At 72.1% G+C, this 19,490-nt stretch carries 15 protein-coding genes and 1 pseudogene; 4 read left to right on the top strand and 12 right to left on the bottom strand.

The features are described 5' to 3' along the window. Positions 1–1,167: 1,167 nt before the first annotated feature. A complete protein-coding gene (locus ACWDZ7_RS33700; RefSeq protein WP_451802294.1) occupies positions 1,168–3,258 on the top strand; it encodes a PhoX family protein in 2,091 nt (696 codons plus the stop codon). Between the two features lie 19 nt (positions 3,259–3,277). Here the strand turns inward: ACWDZ7_RS33700 and ACWDZ7_RS33695 are convergent, their stop codons facing one another. The 6 genes from ACWDZ7_RS33695 to ACWDZ7_RS33670 all read right to left on the bottom strand — a co-directional run bounded on the left by ACWDZ7_RS33695 (position 3,278) and on the right by ACWDZ7_RS33670 (position 10,807). Further along, positions 3,278–4,249 (bottom strand): LysR family transcriptional regulator, encoded by a 972-nt coding sequence (locus tag ACWDZ7_RS33695; RefSeq protein ID WP_451802293.1) that lies wholly within the window; start codon positions 4,247–4,249, stop codon positions 3,278–3,280. Between the two features lie 128 nt (positions 4,250–4,377). Next, positions 4,378–6,438, bottom strand: coding sequence for an FUSC family protein (locus ACWDZ7_RS33690; protein WP_451802291.1), 2,061 nt, complete (start codon positions 6,436–6,438; stop codon positions 4,378–4,380). Between the two features lie 44 nt (positions 6,439–6,482). Continuing rightward, positions 6,483–7,490 carry an endonuclease/exonuclease/phosphatase family protein gene (locus ACWDZ7_RS33685; RefSeq protein ID WP_451802321.1) on the bottom strand — a complete coding sequence of 336 codons (1,008 nt, stop codon included), beginning with the start codon at positions 7,488–7,490 and terminating at the stop codon, positions 6,483–6,485. A 411-nt stretch (positions 7,491–7,901) separates the two neighbouring features. Further along, positions 7,902–8,747 (bottom strand): hypothetical protein, encoded by an 846-nt coding sequence (locus ACWDZ7_RS33680; protein WP_451802290.1) that lies wholly within the window; start codon positions 8,745–8,747, stop codon positions 7,902–7,904. A 159-nt stretch (positions 8,748–8,906) separates the two neighbouring features. Beyond that, on the bottom strand, positions 8,907–9,755 hold the full coding sequence (locus tag ACWDZ7_RS33675) for an ABC transporter permease (protein WP_451517130.1): 849 nt from the start codon (positions 9,753–9,755) through the stop codon (positions 8,907–8,909). Continuing rightward, the gene (locus ACWDZ7_RS33670; RefSeq protein ID WP_451802289.1) at positions 9,752–10,807 is read right to left on the bottom strand and encodes an ATP-binding cassette domain-containing protein; all 1,056 of its coding nucleotides are present in this window, start codon (positions 10,805–10,807) and stop codon (positions 9,752–9,754) included. The genes ACWDZ7_RS33675 and ACWDZ7_RS33670 overlap by 4 nt, the downstream gene beginning before the upstream one ends. A 178-nt stretch (positions 10,808–10,985) precedes the next feature. On the opposite strand from ACWDZ7_RS33670, the gene ACWDZ7_RS33665 reads away from it, so the two are divergent. Together ACWDZ7_RS33665 and ACWDZ7_RS33660 are read left to right on the top strand one after the other, a co-directional pair. Continuing rightward, positions 10,986–11,441 carry an SH3 domain-containing protein gene (locus ACWDZ7_RS33665; protein ID WP_451802288.1) on the top strand — a complete coding sequence of 152 codons (456 nt, stop codon included), beginning with the start codon at positions 10,986–10,988 and terminating at the stop codon, positions 11,439–11,441. A 39-nt stretch (positions 11,442–11,480) separates the two neighbouring features. After that, positions 11,481–11,885, top strand: coding sequence for a hypothetical protein (locus ACWDZ7_RS33660; protein ID WP_451802286.1), 405 nt, complete (start codon positions 11,481–11,483; stop codon positions 11,883–11,885). 186 nt (positions 11,886–12,071) lie between these two features. Here ACWDZ7_RS33660 and ACWDZ7_RS33655 read toward each other — a convergent pair whose 3' ends face one another. Next, positions 12,072–13,568, bottom strand: coding sequence for an MFS transporter (locus ACWDZ7_RS33655; protein ID WP_451802319.1), 1,497 nt, complete (start codon positions 13,566–13,568; stop codon positions 12,072–12,074). A gap of 122 nt (positions 13,569–13,690) precedes the next feature. After that, a pseudogene (locus ACWDZ7_RS33650) lies at positions 13,691–14,976 on the bottom strand (SGNH/GDSL hydrolase family protein). Positions 14,977–15,177: 201 nt separating this feature from the next. Here ACWDZ7_RS33650 and ACWDZ7_RS33645 point away from each other — a divergent pair. Then, positions 15,178–16,086, top strand: a complete 909-nt coding sequence (locus ACWDZ7_RS33645; RefSeq protein WP_451802285.1) for a LysR family transcriptional regulator — start codon at positions 15,178–15,180, stop codon at positions 16,084–16,086. Between the two features lie 25 nt (positions 16,087–16,111). Here the strand turns inward: ACWDZ7_RS33645 and ACWDZ7_RS33640 are convergent, their stop codons facing one another. The 4 genes from ACWDZ7_RS33640 to ACWDZ7_RS33625 all read right to left on the bottom strand — a co-directional run bounded on the left by ACWDZ7_RS33640 (position 16,112) and on the right by ACWDZ7_RS33625 (position 19,452). Further along, a complete protein-coding gene (locus ACWDZ7_RS33640; RefSeq protein WP_451802283.1) occupies positions 16,112–16,570 on the bottom strand; it encodes a DUF7144 family membrane protein in 459 nt (152 codons plus the stop codon). 67 nt (positions 16,571–16,637) lie between these two features. Then, positions 16,638–17,663 (bottom strand): SGNH/GDSL hydrolase family protein, encoded by a 1,026-nt coding sequence (locus ACWDZ7_RS33635; protein ID WP_451802282.1) that lies wholly within the window; start codon positions 17,661–17,663, stop codon positions 16,638–16,640. 88 nt (positions 17,664–17,751) lie between these two features. Beyond that, positions 17,752–18,954 (bottom strand): abortive phage infection protein, encoded by a 1,203-nt coding sequence (locus ACWDZ7_RS33630; RefSeq protein ID WP_451802281.1) that lies wholly within the window; start codon positions 18,952–18,954, stop codon positions 17,752–17,754. A gap of 132 nt (positions 18,955–19,086) precedes the next feature. Beyond that, a complete protein-coding gene (locus tag ACWDZ7_RS33625; RefSeq protein ID WP_451517121.1) occupies positions 19,087–19,452 on the bottom strand; it encodes a PH domain-containing protein in 366 nt (121 codons plus the stop codon). Positions 19,453–19,490 lie beyond the last annotated feature (38 nt).

Below are 19,490 nucleotides of genomic sequence, written 5' to 3'. Positions count from 1 at the left end.
CCGCGGGGGTTTCCCGCTGTGCGGGGGTTTCCGGCTGCGCGGGGGTTTCTGGCGCCGCGGGGGTTTCCCGCTGTGCGGGGGTTTCCGGCTGCGCGGGGGTTTCTGGCGCCGCGGGGGTTTCCCGCTGTGCGGGGGTTTCCGGCTGCGCGAGGGTTTCCGGCTCTGCGGGGGTTTCTCGCCCCGCCAGGGGCTCCGGCTCCACCGGGGTTTCCCGCTCCACCTGGGGCTCCGGCTCCGCGGGGATCTCCGGCGCCGCCGGGGTTTCCGGCTCCGCCGAGGGTGCGGTGCTTTCCGTCGCTACATCGGCCCCGGTGCCTTCGGGCTGTGCCCTCCCTTCCCCAAGCTCTCGGCTTCGCTCGAGCAGGGGAGACCCCAATCGCCCTGCGGGACGTTTGCCCACAGCGGCAGCTGCTTCCTCCCGTGTGGCGGGAACGGCTGCGGGTTCCGGCTCCGCGTCCGGCTCCGCGTCCGCTGCGGGCTCCGGTTCGGGTTCCGGCTCGGGGGTCTTCTCAGCTGCCCGCTCCGGTTCGGGTTCCGGTTCGGCGTTGGCCTGGGCCGCAGGCGACTGGGTCGGGACCGTTACGTTGTCGAACGCCGCCGCGACCAGGTCGTCCACCGTCGAGGACGACGGTGAGGGCTCCGGGCTGGGGGAGGGGACCGTGGCCCTGGGGGGCGGGGTCGGCTCGGGTGACGGGGAGGGGAGCGAGACGGAGCCCGTGACCTTCGGGGAGTCAGGGGCGTCAGGGGTCTCAGGGGTGTCAGGGGTGTTCGGGGCTCGCGAGGCACTCGGGGCTCCCGGGGCCTCCGTGGACTCCGAGGCCCCCGGCCCCGGCTCAAGCGCAGTCGCAACGCCACGCTCGGGCTCCCGCGCCTCAGGAACGCTCTCCTTGCGTGACCGTCCGAACGCGTTCCGCAGGCGATTCAGAATGCCCATGTGCGCAATCCTTCGCGTGAGTTGATTGCCGTAAATCCCTGGCCAGGGCGGACACGTAAGGTTAGCCGCCGCCACCGGCGATCTTGGGCAGGGTCACCCCGAGACGGGTCCCACCTCAACTTCCTCCCCGGCCTCACGGATTCACCCGCCGTTCACCCGCAGGCCGCCGCCGTGCCGGAACCCACACCTAGCCTCACGTCGGAAACAAGCCACGCCACGACGACGGAGGATCCGTGCCCAAGCTGCTGCCGATCATCACCTCGCATCAGGGGAGCGGCGGCCGTTCCGCCCTGACCTGCCGTTTCCGCTGCGGCGACGCCTGCTTCGGCGAGGTGCCCAACACCAGCGAGAACGCGTACGTAGGTGACGTCATCGCCGGTGCGCTCAGCCGCCGTTCGCTGATGCGCGCCGCCGCCGTCGTGACGGTCGCCACCGCCGCGGGCAGCGCCGTCGTCGCGGGCCCCGGCGTGAGCGAGGCGGCCGCGGCCACGACCGGCCGGCACCAGGACGGGAAGAGCAAGGGAGCGCGCGGACTGCGGTTCGCGCCCGTCGCGCCGAACACCGCCGACGCCGTCACCGTCCCCACCGGCTACGAGCAGAACGTCGTCATCCGCTGGGGCGAGCCCATCCTGCGCGGCGCGCCCGCCTTCGACGCCGACAAGCAGTCCGCCAAGGCGCAGGCCGGTCAGTTCGGTTACAACAACGACTTCCTCTCCCTGCTGCCCCTGCGCGGCGAGCACGGCCGGCAGGTCCTCGTCGCCAACCACGAGTACACGGACGAGATCCTGATGTTCAAGGGGTACGACCCCTCGAACCCGACCCGCGAGCAGGTCGAGATCGCCTGGGCGGCGCACGGACTCTCCGTCGTCGTGGTGGAGGGCGAGCGGCGCAGCGGCAAGCTGCGTGCCGTCAGCCGTCATCACCTCAATCGGCGGCTCACCGCCACCAGCCGCTTCCGCCTCACGGGACCGGCCGCCGGCAGTCCGCTCGTACGTACGAAGGCCGATCCGCGCGGTACCACCGTCCTCGGCACGCTCAACAACTGCTCGGGCGGTACGACGCCGTGGGGCACCACGCTGCACGGCGAGGAGAACTTCAACCAGTACTTCGCCAACGCCGCGAAGGTGACCGACCCGAAGGCCGCCGCCCGCCTCAAGCGGTACGGCGTCACCGGTGAGGCCTCCGAGAGGAAGTGGGAGCGGTTCGACGACCGCTTCGACCTGGCCAAGGAGCCCAACGAGGCCAACCGCTTCGGCTGGGTCGTCGAACTCGACCCGTACGACCCGGAGTCGACCCCGCGCAAGCGCACCGCGCTCGGCCGCTTCAAGCACGAGGCCGCGCAGCCGCGCCTCACGCACGACGGCCGGCCCGTGGTCTACATGGGTGACGACGAGAAGTTCGACTACTTCTACAAGTTCGTCAGCAGCAAGCGCGTCGCCAAGGGCACATCGCGCGCCGCGCACGAGCACAACCTCACGCTGCTGGACGAGGGCACCCTGTACGTCGCCAAGCTGACCGGTGACTCCCCGGTGGATCAGATAGACGGGAAGGGCGGTCTTCCGCAGGACGGCGAGTTCGACGGGAGCGGCACGTGGATCCCGCTCGCCACCGCCGGGCCCGGCGGCAAGGCCGTCAGCCACGTCGAGGGCATGACCGCCGAAGAGGTGTACGTCTTCACACGCCTCGCCGGTGACAAGGTGGGCGCCACCAAGATGGACCGGCCCGAGGACATCGAGCCCTCCCCGCACACCGGCAAGGTGTACGTCGCGCTCACCAACAACTCCGACCGCGGCAAGGCGGGCAAGGCCGGTGCGGACGAGGCCAACCCGCGCAACCTCAACAAGCACGGGCAGATCCTGGAGCTGACCGAGCGCCGCAGCCGGGCGGACGCGACCTCCTTCGGCTGGTCGCTGTTCCTGGTCGCCGGTGACCCGGACGACCCGTCGACGTACTTCGCCGGCTTCCCCAAGGACCGCGTCTCCCCGATCTCCTGCCCGGACAACGTCGCCTTCGACCCGCACGGCAACCTGTGGATCTCCACCGACGGCAACCAGCTCGGCTCCCACGACGGCCTGTTCGGCGTGGCCACGCGCGGTGACCGGCGCGGTGAGCTGAAGCAGTTCCTGACCATGCCGAACGGCGCCGAGACCTGCGGTCCGCTCGTCCAGGACCGGCGCGTGGTCGTCGCCGTGCAGCACCCGGGCGAGATCGACGGCGCCTCCGTCGAGAAGCCCGCGAGTGCCTGGCCCGACGGGCCCGGCAGGATCGTCCGTCCGTCGGTCGTCTCGGTGTGGCGGAAGGACGGCTGCGACATCGGCGTCTGAGCCGTCTGCCCGGAGGCCGTCAGCCGGTCGGGGCCAGCGTGCCGCCGGTGGCTCCCCGTGGGTCACCGGCGCGCAGCAGCCACTCCGTATAGGCGGGGGACTGCCGCGCCGCCTCCCAGTAGGCGGCCTCCAGCTCGCCGTAGACCGCGTTCAGCTCGTCCTCGGTGCGGGCCGCCACCATGAGGCGTACGCCGAGAGGGTCGCCGAAGAGAGGGCGTACGGCCATGTCGGCGCGGCCCCGCGAGGTCGGCTGGCAGAGCGTGACGACCTCGCCGGTGGCGACGAGGGACGCGGCGGTGAGGTAGTCGCCGTGCAGGACAGGGGGGTTGAGGCCGGCTGCCGTCAGGACGCGGCGCAGGCCGTCCCATTCGCCGTCGACCGTCGGGTCGACCATCCAGCGGTCGTCCGCGAGGTCGCAGAGCCGTACGACGGGACGCCCGGCCGCCGGGTGGTCCGCGGCTAGGGAGACGAACTGCGGCTCGCGGTCGAGGAGTACGCGTCTTCGCAGCGACTCCGGCAGCCGCAGCGGACTGCCCTCGACCTCGTGCACGAACGCGACGTCGAGCTGCGCCGTGGCCACCATGCGCAGCAGCGCGTTGGCGGACACGTCCATCTGGAGTGATATCTCGGTGCCCGGCAGGCGTACGCGCAGCCTGCGCAGCCAGCCCGGTATGGCGCGGCTGGCCGTGGAGCCGATGCGCAGCCGCGGGCCTTCGGTGGCGCGGGCGGCGGCCGCCTTCGTCTCGGCGACCAGGGCCCGCATCTCCGTGACGAGGGGGCGGGCCCGGCTGAGGACGACCCGGCCGAGCGGCGTCGGGCGGCAGCCGGTGCGCTCGCGGGCGAAGAGCTGGCCGCCGAGCGCGTTCTCGATGCGGCGCAGCTGCGTCGTCAGCGACGGCTGGCTCATGCCGAGCTGGCGCGCCGCCTTGTGCAGGCTGCCGGTGTCGGCGATGGCGCACAGCGCGCGGAGGTGCCTGACCTCGAGCTCCATGGTCGATGAGCGTAGAGGCGGTACGGCCGCCGCACCAGACGCCCGAACCCCATGAGAACCAGCCGTTCTGGGCAGGCCGGGACCGGGTGATGGGCCCGCGCCCCTTCGGGGTGCTGCCCCCGGGGGCTCTACTCCGCCTTCGGTGAGGCGATTGCCCTTGCCGCGCCCACCTCCTGGCGCAGGGGTTCCAGGACGCTGTCCTTGGGGCCGACGGTGAAGTCGGAGCGCACCTCTTCCAGGACGTCCGAGGCGCGCAGCCCGCGCGCCAGCTCCCGCAGCTCGCGCGCCACTTCCGCCACTTCCTCGGGCGCCGGGGCCCGCGCGCCGTGGCGGATGCGTACGAGGGCGGCGGTCGTGGCGTCCAGGATGCGTTCGACCGCGACGACCAGCGGCCACCAGGCGGTGGCGCGGGTGCCGGTCGGCGGGGGCTCGGTCAGGGCCCGCTGGAACTCGGAGCGGATGACCGACAGGTCGCGGTAGAGGCGGCGGCGCAGCCGGGCCCGCTCGGCCGCTTCGGCGGTGGCGCCGAACGCGCACTCCACGTACCCGGCGGTGTCCGCGACCGCGTCCGCGAGCCGGTCGCCGATCCGCGTCCCCCAGCTCTCGGGCCAGAGCAGATAGCCCGCGACGAGCACGATGGCGCAGCCGATGAGGCTGTCGACGAGGCGCGGCACGACGAGGCCGAGGCCCTGGTGGTTGAGGATGTCGGAGAGCAGCAGGATGACCGGGGTGATCGCCGCCGTCTGGTAGCCGTAGCCGCGCGTGGTGAGGGCCGGGATGAGCGGGGCGAGCAGCAGCATCACGGGCACGTCCCACCAGCCGTGCGGCACCTGCACGAGGACGGCGGCCGCGACGACCAGGCCCGCCGCCGTGCCGAGGGCGCGCAGGACGGCGCGCGAGACGACCGAGCCGAAGTCGGGTTTGAGGACGAACGTGACGGTGAGGGCCACCCAGTACGACCTGGGGACGTCGATCAGCGAGACCAGGGCCTGCGCGATGCCGATGCAGAGCGCGAGCCGCAGGCCGTAGCGCCAGGACGTGCCGGAGAGGATGACGTTGCGGGCGGCGCGCCGGACCCGTACGCGCAGCGCTGCGGGCCGGCCGAGCCGGTCGTCGGCCGCGATGACGCCGAGCGGGTCGGGGTCGCTCAGCGTCTCCGCCGCGTGCAGCACGGCGTGGTCGAGGGCGCGGGCGGCGTGGTCGCCGCGCTCGGGCAGGCGGATCGCCTCCGGCGCCTGTACGGGGGGACCGGCTACCGCGGGTTCGGCTACGGGGGGTTCGGTCCGGCCGCCCCGCTCCACCGCCTGCGCCAGGGCGCGCACCGCTGCGGGGATCTCGGACGGGAGGCGTACGCGGGCGTGGCGGGCGCTCAGGTGGGCGGCGGGGGCCGCTTCGACGATGGGGCTGAGGGCGTTCAACTGGGCGACGAGCCGGACCAGTTCCGGGTTGCGGCCGTGGTCGCGGGCGCGCCGGGCGAGGGCGAGGTCGTAGCTCTGGTTCAGGGAGGCTGTCACGGCGGTGCGCGCGTCGTCGTACGCGTCCGTGCCCGCCGCGTCGAGGAGCGCGGCCACCGAGCGGTAGGAGGCGGCGACGGCGGCGCGCTCGGGGACGCCGGACCGCAGCGGCCAGGCGAGCAGGCCGAGCGCGAGGACGAGGAGGCCGCCGCCGGTCATCAGGGCCGGGGCGAGCCACCACTGGCCGGGCATCGGGAGCCCGGCGCCGACCACGCAGTTGAGCAGCAGGAGCAGCCCGCCGACGGAGGCGACGGCTCCGATCGTCGACATCATCCCGGAGACGAGCGCCACGAACGTGACCGCGCCGACCGCCACCCAGCCGTGCCCGAAGACGAGCGAGCCGAGGGTGACGCCGAGGGCGCCGAAGAGCTGCGGCACGGCGATGTTGAGTACGCGCATCCGGTAGGCGTCGGCGGTGTCGCCGATGACGCCGGAGAGCGCGCCCATGGAGGCGAGCGCGCCGTACGTCGGCTGCCCCGCGAGGATGCCGACGGCGAGCGGCAGCGCCATGGCGACGGAGGCGCGGGCGACGGCCGCCCAGGGGATGGGCGCGGACTGTGGTTTGAGTGACCTGACCAGCCAGGCGGGTGGGGTCAGCGGGCGTGCGCGTGGGCGCGGACGCGGGCGCAGGGGGCCGCGTGGACCCGGGGGTGCGGTGGGGGTCTCACGAGGCATGTGCCCATTATCGCCGCTTTACGTTGCTTGCCCCGGCCGGTGGATCAACGTTCCGTTTCGGCGCGGTGAAGCGTGAGCGTGACGACGAGCGAGCGGTGGTCGGTGTTCCCGATCTCCAGAAAACGGGCGTCCCGGGCGGAGAAGTCCGGCGTCGCGAGGACGTGGTCGATCTGTGCGCCGAGCGGTGAGGGTACGGCGGTGGGCCAGCTGGGGTAGCGGGAGGAGCGGTCGAGGCGGGCGGCGTCGCGCAGTCCGCCCTTGTCGAGGAGGGAGCGGAAGGCGGCGTGGTCCTGGGTGGCGTTGAAGTCCCCGGCGACGATGGTGGACCGCCCGTCTCCTGCGGCGGCGTACTCCTGAATACCCTTCAGCTCCTTGCGCCACAGGTCCTCCTCGCGGGGCAGCGGCGGCATGGGGTGGGCGAGCTGGACGCGGACCGGGTACCCCTTCACGTCGGCGACGGCGCCAGGCATGCCGAGGGTGGCCTTGATGCGGTTCGGGCTCTTCAGCGGGACGTTGGCGAGAATGACCGACCCCTCGGGGCCGTACGCGTCGACCGACTCGCGGTACGGATAGTCGGCGTGGGGCAGCTCTTTGCGGAGGGTGGCGGCGCAGGCGTAGTCACACTCCTCGACGAAGAGCAGATCGGGCCGCTCCTCGCGCACGGCGCGGACGAGTCCGTGGGTACCCTTCCCGAATTCGACGTTCGACGTCATGACGCGCAGCTCGGCGACGGCCTTGCCGGACGGGGCGTCGATGTGGCCGTAGGGCTCTGTGTACCAGGCGAGGAGGGCGAGGGCGGCGACGGCCCAGACCATGCCGGTGCGCCAGCGGGCCAGTAGGGCCAGCAGGAGCGCGGCGGTGGCGGGGACGAGGAGCCACGGCAGGAACGCGAGGAGCTGCGGTACGGGGGTGAAGCCGTCGGAGTCGGCGACGCGGAACGCGACGACGGCGCTGACGCCTGCCAGGAGCGCGCCGGCGAGCCCGGCGCCGACCCGCCGCCCCAGGGGCGGACGCCCGCCTCCCTCTCCCTCTGCCTCTATCTCTCCCTCTATCTCTGCCTCGGCGTCATGGGATGCGGTCACACTGTCCAAGGCGCCGGCCTCTCGCTCGTCGTCGAACGTCACTGCGGGAATCCTCCCTCATGAGCGAGCGGGGGCCGGTTGCGGCTGGTCGCGCAGTTCCCCGCGCCCCTTAAGAGGCCGTCTGTCGCCCGCGGGTTGTCCGTGGTCGCGCCCAACCACGTCCGGACCCGCAGGTGACAGATGACGGTCGCGCCCCGTCAGGGGCGCGGGGAACGGCGCGAGCGGCCACACCCGACCCGCGGGTGACAGGCGACGGTCGGGCCCCGTCGGGGGCGCGGGGAACGGCGCGAGCGGGCACCTTCCACCCGCAGGCGAACAGACGACGGTGAGGAACATCGCGGGCAGCCATAAAGCAACCCGCAGAAGACCCCGTAGAACCGCTCAGGCACACCGCACGCGGGGAGTCAGCCAGACCGCCGCAGCGACCACCAGCGCCACCCCCATCACCACCCAGGACGCGACCCACAAGGACGCCGTCAAGGCGTCGTACACCGCGCCCACCGCATCCCGGGACGCATCCGCAGGCAGATCGCCGAGCGTGAGCCCACGTCCGACGGCGAGAGCCACCAGGAGCAGCCCGGCCGCCAGCGCCACCCCGAGGCCCGTGGCAACCACCGCCCTCCGGCGGGAAGCGGAGAAGAGGACACCGGCCACAGCGAAGACCGCCGCCGCCACGGGAAGCCACAACCCCGCCGACTGGAGCAGATGGAAGACCTGCCGCAGCCACCCGAGGTCCTGGGACCGCATCACCGTGACCTCCGTGTGCTTCACGGGGATCTTCGAGGCGAACGGCACCCCGTCCTCGGACAGTTGCCGCTTGATCCGCTCGGTGATGGGCGCGAGGTCGATCGTGACCTCACCGGCGGAGTCGTCGCTCAAGGCCCGCTGCACGGCGTCGTGCGCCGCACGGTTCGCCGCGTTCCACGCGGTCTTGTAGGCCGCCGTCTCCGTGAAGGACCCCACCGCGTCACGTACGAACGTCTCGACCGTGCCCTGAAGCGGCCCCACGTCGATCTCCTCCATGACCGTGTCGGTGACCGCGTCCACCACCGCCGACCGCACCGCCGGGTCGGAGGCCAGCGGCGCCATGGTGGCGACGTAGTTGTCCGGGTCCCCGATCTCGTACCGCGACCAGGTGGAGAGGGCACCGAGGGGGACGAGGAGGCAGGCGAGGACGAGGAGGACGGCGGACAGGGGGCTGCGGACGCTGCGGACGCTGCGGGGCACGCATCCCAGGCAAGGCCCCGCTCACACGGGACGCGAGCGGGGCGACTGCATATGGGGCAACGAGGTCAGCCGTCAGCCGTCAGCCCTCAGCGCAGGCCGGGCAGACAGGCAGGCCAGACCGCCCCGCCCGGTCCAGCCCGGGACAGAGCGCGACCGCCCCTATTTGCGGTTGTACAACCGCATCGTCACCGGCCCGAACACCGCCACCAAAACCACCGCCCACCCCAGCGTCCACCCCAGCGCCGTCGTCGGCGACGTGCCGTCCATCAGGGCGCGGACCGCCGAGGAGACATGGGTGATGGGGTTGTTGTTGACGAAGGCCTGGAGCCAGCCCGGCATCGTCTCGGGCTTCACGAAGATGTCGCTGAGGAAGGTCAGCGGGAAGATCACCATCATGCTGACGCCCATCACCGACTTCTCGGTGCGCAGCAGCAGCCCGAACATCGTCCAGATCCAGGAGAAGGCGAAGGAGAAGACCAGCAGGACCGCGATGCCGCCGATGACGCCGAGGAAACCGCCGTCCGGGCGGAAGCCCATGATGAGGCCGACGGTGAGGATCACCACGGACGCGATGGCGTAGCGCAGGGCGTCGCCGAGGAGGTACCCGACCATCGTCGAGGGGCGCCAGATCGGCAGCGTACGGAAGCGGTCGAAGACGCCCTTCTCGATGTCCGTGTTGACCGAGACGCCCGTGTACATCGTGATCATGACGACCGACATCACGAGGATGCCCGGCAGGAGGTACTGGATGTACTCCTGCGGCGACCCGGCCAGCGCGCCCCCGAACAGGTACGTGTACATCAGCACCATCATGATCGGGAAGGCCGTGACGTCGAAGAGCTGCTCCGGCACGTGCTTGATCTTGAGCATGGCGCGCCAGCCGAAGGTCAGGCAGGCGGAGAGCGCGCTGGGCCGCGGCGGCCGCTCGGTGGAGATGAGGAGTTCGGCGAGGGACTCGGTTTTGACGGGCGCGATGTCCTGGGTCTCGGTGGGGGCGGCGGTGCTCATGCCGTGGCCTCTTCCTTCACGTCGGTCGCGGGGGTGTGGTGGCCGGTGTCCGAGCCGGTCAGGGCGAGGAAGACCTCGTCCAGGCTGGGCTGGCCCAGTGCGAAGTTGTCGACGGTGATGCCGGCGCGGGCCAGCTCGGCCAGCGCGCGTGAGGCCTGCTCGGCGGCACCGCGACCGTTCTGCGCACCATCCGTGCCGCCCGTGCCGCCCGCTCCGTCCACCCTCTTCGCTCCGTCCGCGCCCACGCGGGCCGTCAGCGCGACTGGGTCCGGCTCCAGCTGGATCTGCGCGTCGAGCACCGCGCCGAGGAGCCGCGCGGCCTCCTCGCGCTGCCCGGCGTCCCGCAGCCGCACATGCACCGAGCCGGCGCCGACGGACGCCTTCAGCTCGCCCTTGGTGCCCTCGGCGATGACCTTGCCCTTGTCGATGACGGCGATACGGGCGGCCAACTGGTCGGCCTCGTCCAGGTACTGCGTGGTGAGCAGCACCGTCGTGCCGTGGCCGACGACCGCGCGCACGATGTCCCAGACCTGGTTGCGGCTGCGCGGGTCGAGGCCCGTCGTCGGCTCGTCGAGGAAGAGCAGGTCGGGGGTGTTCAGGATGGACGCGGCTATGTCTATGCGGCGCCGCATGCCGCCCGAGTAGTTCTTCACCTGCCGGGTCGCCGCGTCGGTCAGGCCGAACGCTTCGAGGAGCTGCTCGGCGCGGGCACGCGCGGCCTTCTTGGCGTGGCCGGTGAGGCGGCCGAGCAGGAGCAGGTTCTCCAGACCGGTCAGGTCCTCGTCGACCGACGCGTACTGCCCGGTGAGGCTGACCCGCTCGCGTACGGCGTCCGCCTCGCGCACCACGTCGTGTCCAAAGACGTGCGCCTCGCCGCCGTCGGGCCGCAGCAGGGTGGCGAGCACCTTCACCGCCGTGGTCTTGCCCGCGCCGTTCGGCCCGAGGACGCCGTAGACCGTGCCCGCCGGGACGGTGAGGTCGATGCCGTCGACCGCGCGGTTGTCGCCGAAGGTCTTGACCAGACCCGCGGTCTCGATGGCCATGCTGCTCATGTCCGCCCGCCTTGTCACAAGGATTGTCGAAGGACTGTTGTGGGAGGGCAGACCGGGGCCGCCCCGGAAACTCATCGGTTTCCAGGCTAGGGAAGGTTCCGGTGGAGCGTTGGGTCCAACGGGTGTTTCCTGGATGAGGGGACGAGGGACGAGGGGCGAGGGGACGAGGAGGCCGATCATGCGAATCGCTCTGACCCTGGGGGCGGCCTGCGCGGCAGCGGTGCTGAGCGCGGGATCCGCCGCCGCCACCGCCACTGCTGCCGTGAGCCCCGCCACTACTGCCATGAGCCGCACCACTGCTGCCGTGAGCCCCGCCAACAACGACAGCAGTGTCATCTGGGGCACCGTCGTCTCCGGACCCGACCTGAAGGTCAGGGACGAGCCGACTACCGGCGGCGCGATTGTCGCGAAGCTGCCGTACGGCAGTCAGGACCGCGTCGAGTGCGTCACGCACGGCACCGCCGTGCACGGCGACCCCCACTGGTACTGGCTGGCCGGTGTCCGCGGCTGGGCGAGTGCCGCGTACGTCGACACCGGCGGCCGCTCCGTGCCGAGCTGCACCTCCGCCGACCCGTGCCCGCAGTTGCACGACCGGGACTGCCACCACGACCCGTGCGCGTACCGCGACCACTGATGTACGGCAGGCGCCACAGAGGCAGAGAAGGGAACCGTCATGGCACACGCCGCACCCCCCGTACACCCCCGCTCCATGCCCGGCTCACGGGCGTCCACGACCTCCGCCACCCGCTGGGCGGGCCTCGCCCTGCTCATGGGCGTCGTCTACGGCCTCTGGGCCTGCGCCATCCGGCGTGACGGCGGGCCGATCACCACCGCGAACGTCCTGCTCGGCGTCGTCACCGGCGTCGTCTTCGCCGCCCTCATGTACGCCCTGCACCGGCTGTCGCACGCACTCCCCCGCGAGCTGCGCTCCCTGTCCTGGATGGCGTTCGCGGGGGTCACCTTCGGCTTTCTCTACAGCCTGGGCGGGGCGAGCGTGCTGCGATCCACGATCATGGCACTGCTGGTCGGCGCGGGCGTCTTCCTGGCGACGTTCTACCGCTACTACACGACGGAGTGACCGCGCCGTGCCGGACGCCCGTGCTCGTGCCGTGCCGTGCCGGACGCCCGTGCTCGTGCCGTGCCGTGCCGGGCGCCCGCGCTCGCGCCCGGCCGGACATCCGCTTTCGTGCCCCGTCTGACGCCCGTCTGGCGCCCGGCCCGACGCCCGTCTGGTGCCCGGCCCGACGCCCGTCTGAGGCGCGCCCTAGCGCCCGGCCTGACGTGCGCTCAGGCGTCCGGCCGGACGCCTGTCCCCGCGTCCGGCGCGCCGCCCGTCCCCGCGTCCGGCCCGGTGGCCGGTTTCACGCCTCAGCCGATACGCCGTGAAGAGTGAAGCCGCCAGCACCAGGGCCGAGTTGGCGGCGACCGCCGTGCTCACCCCGGACAGCACCGCCTCCGGCGAGGTGACGGTGGTCGGACCTCCGCCCTCGCTCCCGTCCCCGCCCGGACCCGTCCGGGCCGCCACGATCGCGCTCATCACCGGGATGCCGAGGGTGATGCCGACCTGCTGGGTCATCGTGGCGAGCCCGGTTGCCAGGCCCTGTTCGGAGTCGGGGAGGCCGGACGTGGCGGTGACCATGAAGCCGACGATCAGCAGCATGTTGCCGACGCCGCCTACGAAGGTCGCGGCGAGCAGCAGCCAGATCCAGCCGCCCGACGCGCCGAGCGCGACGAGGGAGGCGGTGGCGGCGGCCTGGATCACGCCGCCGCCGAGAATCGTGGCACGCCCGCCGAACCGGCTCACCGCCCGCCCGCCCAGCGTCCCGCCGAGCACCGTGCCGAGGCCGAGGACACCGAAGGCCAGGCCCGTGGCGAGCGCCGAGTAGCCGAGTACCTCCTGGAGGTAGAGCGTCAGGAGGAACACCAGCGAGGTCTCCGTGGCGAAGGCGACGAGCCCCGCCGCGTTGCCCCAGACGACCGTGGGGCGCCGCATGATGCGTACGGGGACCAGGGGCGCCGCCGAGCGCCGCTCCACGTGCAGGAAGGCGACGAGCAGGGCCGTCCCCGCGGTCAGCGCGGTGAGCGCCAAGGGGTCGCCCCAGCCGGCCCCGCCCGCCCGCGTCAGCCCGTACACGAGGGCGAGCAGACCGCCCGTGACCGTCACCGCGCCCGGCACGTCGAGCCGGTGTCTGCACACGATCCGCGAGTCGGTGAGGAGAGCGGGCGCGAGGGCGACGACGGCCGCCGCGACGGGCACGTTGATGAAGAACGCCCAGCGCCAGGAGAGCAGGTCGGTGAGGAGCCCGCCGAGGAGTGCGCCGGTGGTGAAACCGGCGGACATGAGCGCTCCGTTGAGCCCGAGCGCCCGGTCCCGCTGGGGCCCTTCGCGGAACGCCGTGGTGAGCAGCGCGAGCCCCGCCGGGGTGACGGCCGCGGTGGCCAGCCCCTGCAACACCCGCGCGGCGAGCAGCACTTCCGGCGTGGTGGCGAGGCCGCCGATGGCGGAGGAGAGGCCGAGCAGCACCATGCCGCCGATGAAGATCCGCTTGCGTCCGAAGAGGTCGGCGACGCGCCCGAAGAGGAGCGTGAAGCCCGCCGCGGCGAGCGCGAAGGCGGTGGCGATCCACTGGAGGTCGGCGAGGGGGAAGCCGAGCCCCTCCCCGACGACAGGGAGGGCGACGTTCAGGATGGAGAAGTCCACGGCGATCATGAACTGCGAGCCGAGGAGCAGCACGAGGACGAGCTTCTGCCGCCGACTCATGACGTCCCTGCCCCCGCTCCCGCCCCGGATGTCGTCCCCGCCCCGAACCCCGCTCCCGCCCCGGCCCCCGTCCCCGTCCGCCTTCGGCGCGCCCGTGCCCGTGGACGCCCCGACGGCGGTACTCACAGCCGGTCCAGGTCGACCGCGCGGGCCATGGCCCGGTAACCGGCGTCGTTCGGGTGCAGGTGGTCGCCGCTGTCGTACCGCGGGGCGATCCGCTCCGGGTCGGCCGGGTCGGCGAGGGCCTTGTCGAAGTCGACGTACGCGTCGTACTCGCCGGACGTACGCACCCACGTGTTGAACTCGTCGCTCACGGCCGCCGCACGCGGCCCGTAGTGGTCGGAGCCGCCGAGCGGGAGCAGCGTCGCGCCGACGACCTTCAGGCCCTTGGCGCGGGCCTCGCGGATCAGTTCGCGGTGGCCGTCGATGAGTTGGCGGGCGGAGACGGTCGGGGCGGGCTTGTAGGTGGGCTTGTCGGTCTCGCTGAAGCCGATGTCGTTGACGCCTTCGAGGACGACGACCGTGCCCACGCCGGGCAGGTCCAGGGCGTCCCGCGCGAACCGGCCGGTGCCCTTCTCCCCGTACCAGGCCGAGTCGTTGAGGACCATGTTGCCGCCGATGCCGGAGTTGAGAACGGGCCGCTGGTCGCCCGCCTTGGCGAGGCGTTCGGCGAGGGCGTCGGACCAGCGGCGGTCCCGGTCGGTGGAGGAGGCGAAGCCGTCGGTGATGGAGTCGCCGAAGAGGACGACGCCGTCCCGCTGGGCGCGCTCCGGGCCGCTCACGTCCACGCCGGGAGGTAGTACCAGGACTCCGTCGACTCGCCGAAGGCCTTGCCGCCCGGGTCGGCGGTGTGGTCTCCGTCCGCGCGGTAGCTGGTGGCGAAGGACTGGGCGTGGAAGGTGGCGGGGCCGGTCGTGCCCGAGAGGTGGAGTGTGACGGTCACGGACTCGAAGGGGTCGAGTCCCAGTCCGGCCGCGTCACTGGTCAGTTGAGAGTGGGCCGGGATGGTCACGGAACGCTTGCCGCCGAAGGAGAGCCGCCGCACCGAACCCTTCTCGACGGCCGCCCCCTTCTTCGTACGCGCGACGGTGGCGCTCTCTATGCGCAGGGGCGAGGCGCCGTACGCGTTGGAGAGCCGGATGCGGGCTCTGGTGCCGCCCTCGGTGACGCGGACGACCTGGCGCAGGGTCTGGCCGTCGAAGCCGGCCTCCGACCAGTTGGGCTTGAAGCCCGTGCTGGGCCGCTGCGGGGAGGTGGCCCAGGCGGCGCTCCACCCGGCGTCGGAGGCCCGAGCGTCCGAGGCCCGGTCGGCCGGGGACGAGGCGTGGGCGCCGGTGAGGGCGACCCCGGCGCTCAGGGCGAGCGCGGCGGCGGTGGCGACAACAGAGATTCGGGCACGCGAAATCATCGGACGCTCCAGGGAGTTGGTGGGGAAGGGCAGGTCCGGCGTCTCGCCGAACCGACTCCTCAAAGATCCACCGAACTCGATGGCCCATCAATGGCGATCCATGAAACGATCTGCGCGCTCCGCTTATCGATGCAGGTCACAGGCGCTATAGGCGCTACAGGGCTAAGGGCTGCACGGCTATACGGCTACAGGGGGAATCGCATGGAGCGGCAAGAGCTGGAGACCTTCCTGACGCTGGCCGAGGAGCTGCATTTCGGCCGCACCGCCGAGCGGCTCCTGCTGTCGCAGGCCCGGGTCAGCCAGACGCTGAAGAAGCTGGAGCGCAAGATCGGCGCCCCGCTCTTCGAGCGCACCAGCCGGGTGGTGCGCATGTCACCGCTGGGGCGGCAGCTGTACGAGGACGTGGCGCCGTTGCACGCGCAGCTGGAGGCCGCCGTGGCGCGCGCCAGGGACGCGGCGCGGGGCGTCGAGGGCGAGCTGCACGTCGGCTTCCTCGGCTCGGGCGCCGGCTCCCTGACGGCGGCGATCCTGGCGACGTTCCGCGAGCGCTGCCCCGGCTGCGAGGTGACCATGCGGGAGACGCAGTTCCAGGATCCGCTGGGCGCGCTGCGCGGCGGTGACATCGACCTGCTCTTCACCTGCCTGCCGGTGGAGGAGCCCGACCTGACGGTCGGCCCGGTCGTCATCAACGAACCCCGCCTCCTGGCCATGCCGCTCGGCCACCCGCTCGCCGGGCGTACATCGGTCTCCCTGGAGGAGATGGCGGGCGAGACGTTCTTCGGCGTCGTCAACAGCGCGCCCGCGTACTGGTGGGACTTCCACGTGCCGCCCCGTACGCCGAGCGGCCGGGAGATCCGCCGTGGCCAGGCCGTAGCGACCTTCCAGGAACTGATGACGCTGATCGCCACGGGCCGGGGCATCTCCCCGGTGATCGCCTCGGTGGAGCGGTACTACGCCCGGCCTGATGTCACCTTCGTACCCCTGCGGGACGTTCCGGCGGCGGAGGTGGCGCTCATCCACCGGACCGCCGGTACGAGTCCTCGCTCGGAGGCGTTCATCCGGGCGGTTGCCGACACGGTCGCCGCGAATGGCGGGCCCGCGGAGTTCTGACGAGGGGCCGGCCTGTCGGGGCGCCTCAGGGGCCCGCGCTGTCCGGGCGGTCCGTGCACAGTGCCCAGATGACGAAGACGCCGAGGGCGATCGAGATGAACGCCCACACCGGCGTGTACGGCAGCCACAGGAACTGCGCCACGACGCCGAGCGCCGCCAGCGCGACGCCCGCCGCCTTGGCCCAGCTCGCGCCCATGAGGATGCCCCAGCCGGTCACGGCGATGACGATGCCGAGCACCAGGTGGATCCAGCCCCACGTGGTGAGGTTGAACTTGTAGACGTAGTCGCCGATACGTTCGTACACGTCGTCCTTGGCGATGCCCGCGATCCCCGCGAACACGCCGAGGAGACCGTTCACCAGCATCAGGACACCGGCGAACATGGTGCCGCCGGTGGTCCACACGTCCTTCCCGCCCCTGTGCTCGCCCCCGTGCTCGCCCCCGTGGTCCGGCTTGCCGTGCGCGGTACCGGTAGCGCTGCTCATGGCCACCCCATCTCTCACTGTCAGGACTCACAGCGTGTGACGGGTCTCCCGGGCACGGCGACCGGGCCTACTCCGAACGGGTGACGGGGAGATCCTCGGCGTCGCCGGCCACGGCCCGGGTGATCGCGTCCGCCATCCGCCGGATGCCCGGCGAACGCACCGGGCACGGGCGCGACTTGGCCGTGGTCGGCGCCAGGCAGAAGTGCAGGTAGTCGCCGCCGAGGTGCAGAGCTGTGCGACCCCGTCCCGGCTCGGTGCAGTACGCCGCGTTCTTCGTCTCGTACGCCGTGCACGGCAGCTTCTCGACCCACGTGTAGCGGTCCGACGCCGGGGCGACCGCCTTGCCCGCGTCGGCGACGAGGCCGCCGGAGGCGCGGGCCTGCGCCTCGTAGATGCCGTTGACGCGGCGGACGCGGTCGGGCGTGATGGCGTCGGGGCCCTGGAGCACCCAGACGATGCGGGGCCGGTCCGCCCCGGCGGCGGAGTTGATCCGGCCGGTCAACGCACGCGCGTCGGCGGCGTACCGCTCGAAGTACTTCTCGCGTGCCTTGTCGTACGTGATGCCGTCCATGCACGGCGTATAGCCCCAGGCGTTCCCCCAGAACTGGAGCACCACGTAATCCGGCCGCTCGGCCCGCACCAGCGCGGCCGCCTTGTCCTTGTCCGGGACGAGGGAGTCCTTGCCGGTGCCGTCGAGGTAGTCGCAGAGGGTGGTGCCCGAGTAGGGCGCGCTGCGGTAGCGGGCGCCGAGGACGTCCTTGAGGTGGGCGCCGAGGACGTCCTGGTTCTCCATGGCGAGAGAGTCCCCGAGATAGAGCACCTTTGGGGCCTTTGCCCGGGACTTTTCCGCGATCCGCTGCCGGGTGGTGGAGGTGGGGTCGGGGGAGCGGGGGGAGCCAGGTGAGGTGGGGGAGTCGGGCGCGGCTGCGGGCGGGTCGGGGCGCGCGGCGCTGCCGGGGACCTTCGGTACGTCGTCGTCGGCGGCGGCCGAGGTCCCGCTCCCGGACCCGGGGTCACCGCACGCCCCGAGCAGCAGCACAGCAGCGAGCGCCCACGCGCCCATCCCTGTGTTCGTCCCCCACAGCTTCCGCATACGGCAACTCCCGCCCCACTCGGCCGAAACGGCCCCTAGGCAAACACATGCGCGACGGCGGGGGAAGGTGCCGGCGGGCCAAGTACGGTCAGCGCCGCGCGGCCCGTTCGAAGTGGCGGGCCAGCGCGTGGAAGGACTCCTTCGGTTCCCAGTGCCAGCGGGAGTCCGGGTCGTCGTGGCGGTCCCTGACCGTCTTGGTGATGCTGTAGCTCGCCATGTCGATGTCGTACAGCGGATCGGTGGGATGGTGCGGGGCGTCGGGCGAGACGAAGCTGTAGACGAGGGCGGCGTGGAGGTTCATGGACTCGAAGGCGCCGAAGACGTCCATGAGGTACGCCGCCTGCGTGCCCTCACTGCGCTTGAGGTCGCCGATGATCTCCTCGGGCTCCTTGGTGTAGTCGACGACGTCGTGCCAGCCCATGCCGCCGCGCTCGGGCGCGCCCTCGTACGTGCATGAGCCGCACTCGGTGATCGCCACCGGCTTGCCCCAACGGCCGTACGGCGTCAGCTCCTTGACGTACGCGGCGCGGTCGCGGTGGTACGCGTAGTAGTTGACGCTGACGATGTCGAAGAGGGACCAGTCGACGTCGTCGTCCTGCGCGGCGCCGTAGGTGAGCGGGCCGTGGAAGACGGAACGGCCGGTCCGCGCCGCCCGCGCGATGAACTCGCGTAGCTTGCGCGCCATCTTCTGGGGGTCGAAGTTCCCCTTGAGGATGTTGTCGACGCGCTCCAGGGCGTTGGCGCCGGGCACGATCCCGGGAACGTACAGCAGGAACTCGCACCCCACGCTCAGATACACGCGCGCGCCCTGGCGGCGCATGCGCTCCGCGTGGCGGCCGGTCTCCGCGAGGTGGTCGAGGATGTCGCGCTCCGGTACGTCGCCCAGGCGCGGCTGGAGCCAGACGTGCAGGCCGCGTTCGGCGGCCTCGGAGGCGGTGGCGGCGAGGCGTTCGACGCCGTCGCCGAAGACGGAGACCGAGTTGGCGTGCAGGTCCTGGCGGATGGCCCGCAGGTCGGCGCGCACACGGGCGGCCGTCCAGCGGGTGGCGGGGGACTCGCCGGCCCCGACCTCGTAGCAGACGCCTCGGTGGGTGAGGCCGGGGCGGCTGCGGTCACCGGGGTGGGCGAGGTGGCTGAGCTGGCTGAGTTGGCTGCGGTGGTTCTCCGTCGCCTCCGCCCGTCCCATGGTGGCGGACAGCGCGCCACCGGCGGCCACGGCCCCCGCCGCCGCGATGAACCGGCCCCTGCTGATCGCTCCGCTACGTACTCCGCTATGTACTTCGTTACGCACTGCGCCTCCCGTGGTGTCGGGCCACCAGCCTGGCGGGCCGGCATCCGGCGCCCATCGGCCGAAGGTCTATCCGACCCCGGCCGAAGGGTGCGCCATGGAGGCGGAAGGCGGATACGGATGCGGGCGGCGTGGCTAGCGCGCCACGAACTGCGTGAGGATCGCCTGCACCTCGTAGATGTCGACGCCCTTGGTGAACGTCTTCTGGAGCGGCGTCGGGTTGCCGGAGATCCAGATCTTCAGCTCGGCGTCGAGGTCGAAGTGCCCGGCGGTCTCCACGGCGAAGTGCGTGATGCTGCGGTACGGCACCGAGTGGTACTCGACCTTCTTGCCGGTGATGCCCTGCTTGTCGACCATGATGAGCCGACGGTCGGTGAACAGCATGGTGTCGCGTATCAGCAGGTACGCGGCGTGCACCTGCTCGCCATGGCCGAGCAGCCGCGCGTAGTCGTTCTGTGCCTTCGCCGGATCGACGGTGTGCGCGTTTCCGAACAGTGCCATGTCAGGCCCCCCGCTCTATGGATCAATCCCCATACCCC

This window comes from Streptomyces sp. NPDC003032 (assembly GCF_053591415.1).
The sequence above is the reverse complement of the archived record's forward strand: the minus strand, read 5'-3'. Positions and strand labels throughout refer to the sequence as shown.

What these genes read in the sequence shown, in the direction of transcription:
- ACWDZ7_RS33695 (WP_451802293.1), bottom strand. Translation starts at nt 4,249, where the DNA reads ATGGAGCTCGAGGTCAGGCACCTCCGCGCGCTGTGCGCCATCGCCGAC.
- ACWDZ7_RS33690 (WP_451802291.1), bottom strand. Translation starts at nt 6,438, where the DNA reads ATGCCTCGTGAGACCCCCACCGCACCCCCGGGTCCACGCGGCCCCCTG.
- ACWDZ7_RS33675 (WP_451517130.1), bottom strand. Translation starts at nt 9,755, where the DNA reads ATGAGCACCGCCGCCCCCACCGAGACCCAGGACATCGCGCCCGTCAAA.
- ACWDZ7_RS33670 (WP_451802289.1), bottom strand. Translation starts at nt 10,807, where the DNA reads ATGAGCAGCATGGCCATCGAGACCGCGGGTCTGGTCAAGACCTTCGGC.
- ACWDZ7_RS33665 (WP_451802288.1), top strand. Translation starts at nt 10,986, where the DNA reads ATGCGAATCGCTCTGACCCTGGGGGCGGCCTGCGCGGCAGCGGTGCTG.
- ACWDZ7_RS33660 (WP_451802286.1), top strand. Translation starts at nt 11,481, where the DNA reads ATGGCACACGCCGCACCCCCCGTACACCCCCGCTCCATGCCCGGCTCA.
- ACWDZ7_RS33655 (WP_451802319.1), bottom strand. Translation starts at nt 13,568, where the DNA reads ATGAGTCGGCGGCAGAAGCTCGTCCTCGTGCTGCTCCTCGGCTCGCAG.
- ACWDZ7_RS33645 (WP_451802285.1), top strand. Translation starts at nt 15,178, where the DNA reads ATGGAGCGGCAAGAGCTGGAGACCTTCCTGACGCTGGCCGAGGAGCTG.
- ACWDZ7_RS33640 (WP_451802283.1), bottom strand. Translation starts at nt 16,570, where the DNA reads ATGAGCAGCGCTACCGGTACCGCGCACGGCAAGCCGGACCACGGGGGC.
- ACWDZ7_RS33635 (WP_451802282.1), bottom strand. Translation starts at nt 17,663, where the DNA reads ATGCGGAAGCTGTGGGGGACGAACACAGGGATGGGCGCGTGGGCGCTC.
- ACWDZ7_RS33625 (WP_451517121.1), bottom strand. Translation starts at nt 19,452, where the DNA reads ATGGCACTGTTCGGAAACGCGCACACCGTCGATCCGGCGAAGGCACAG.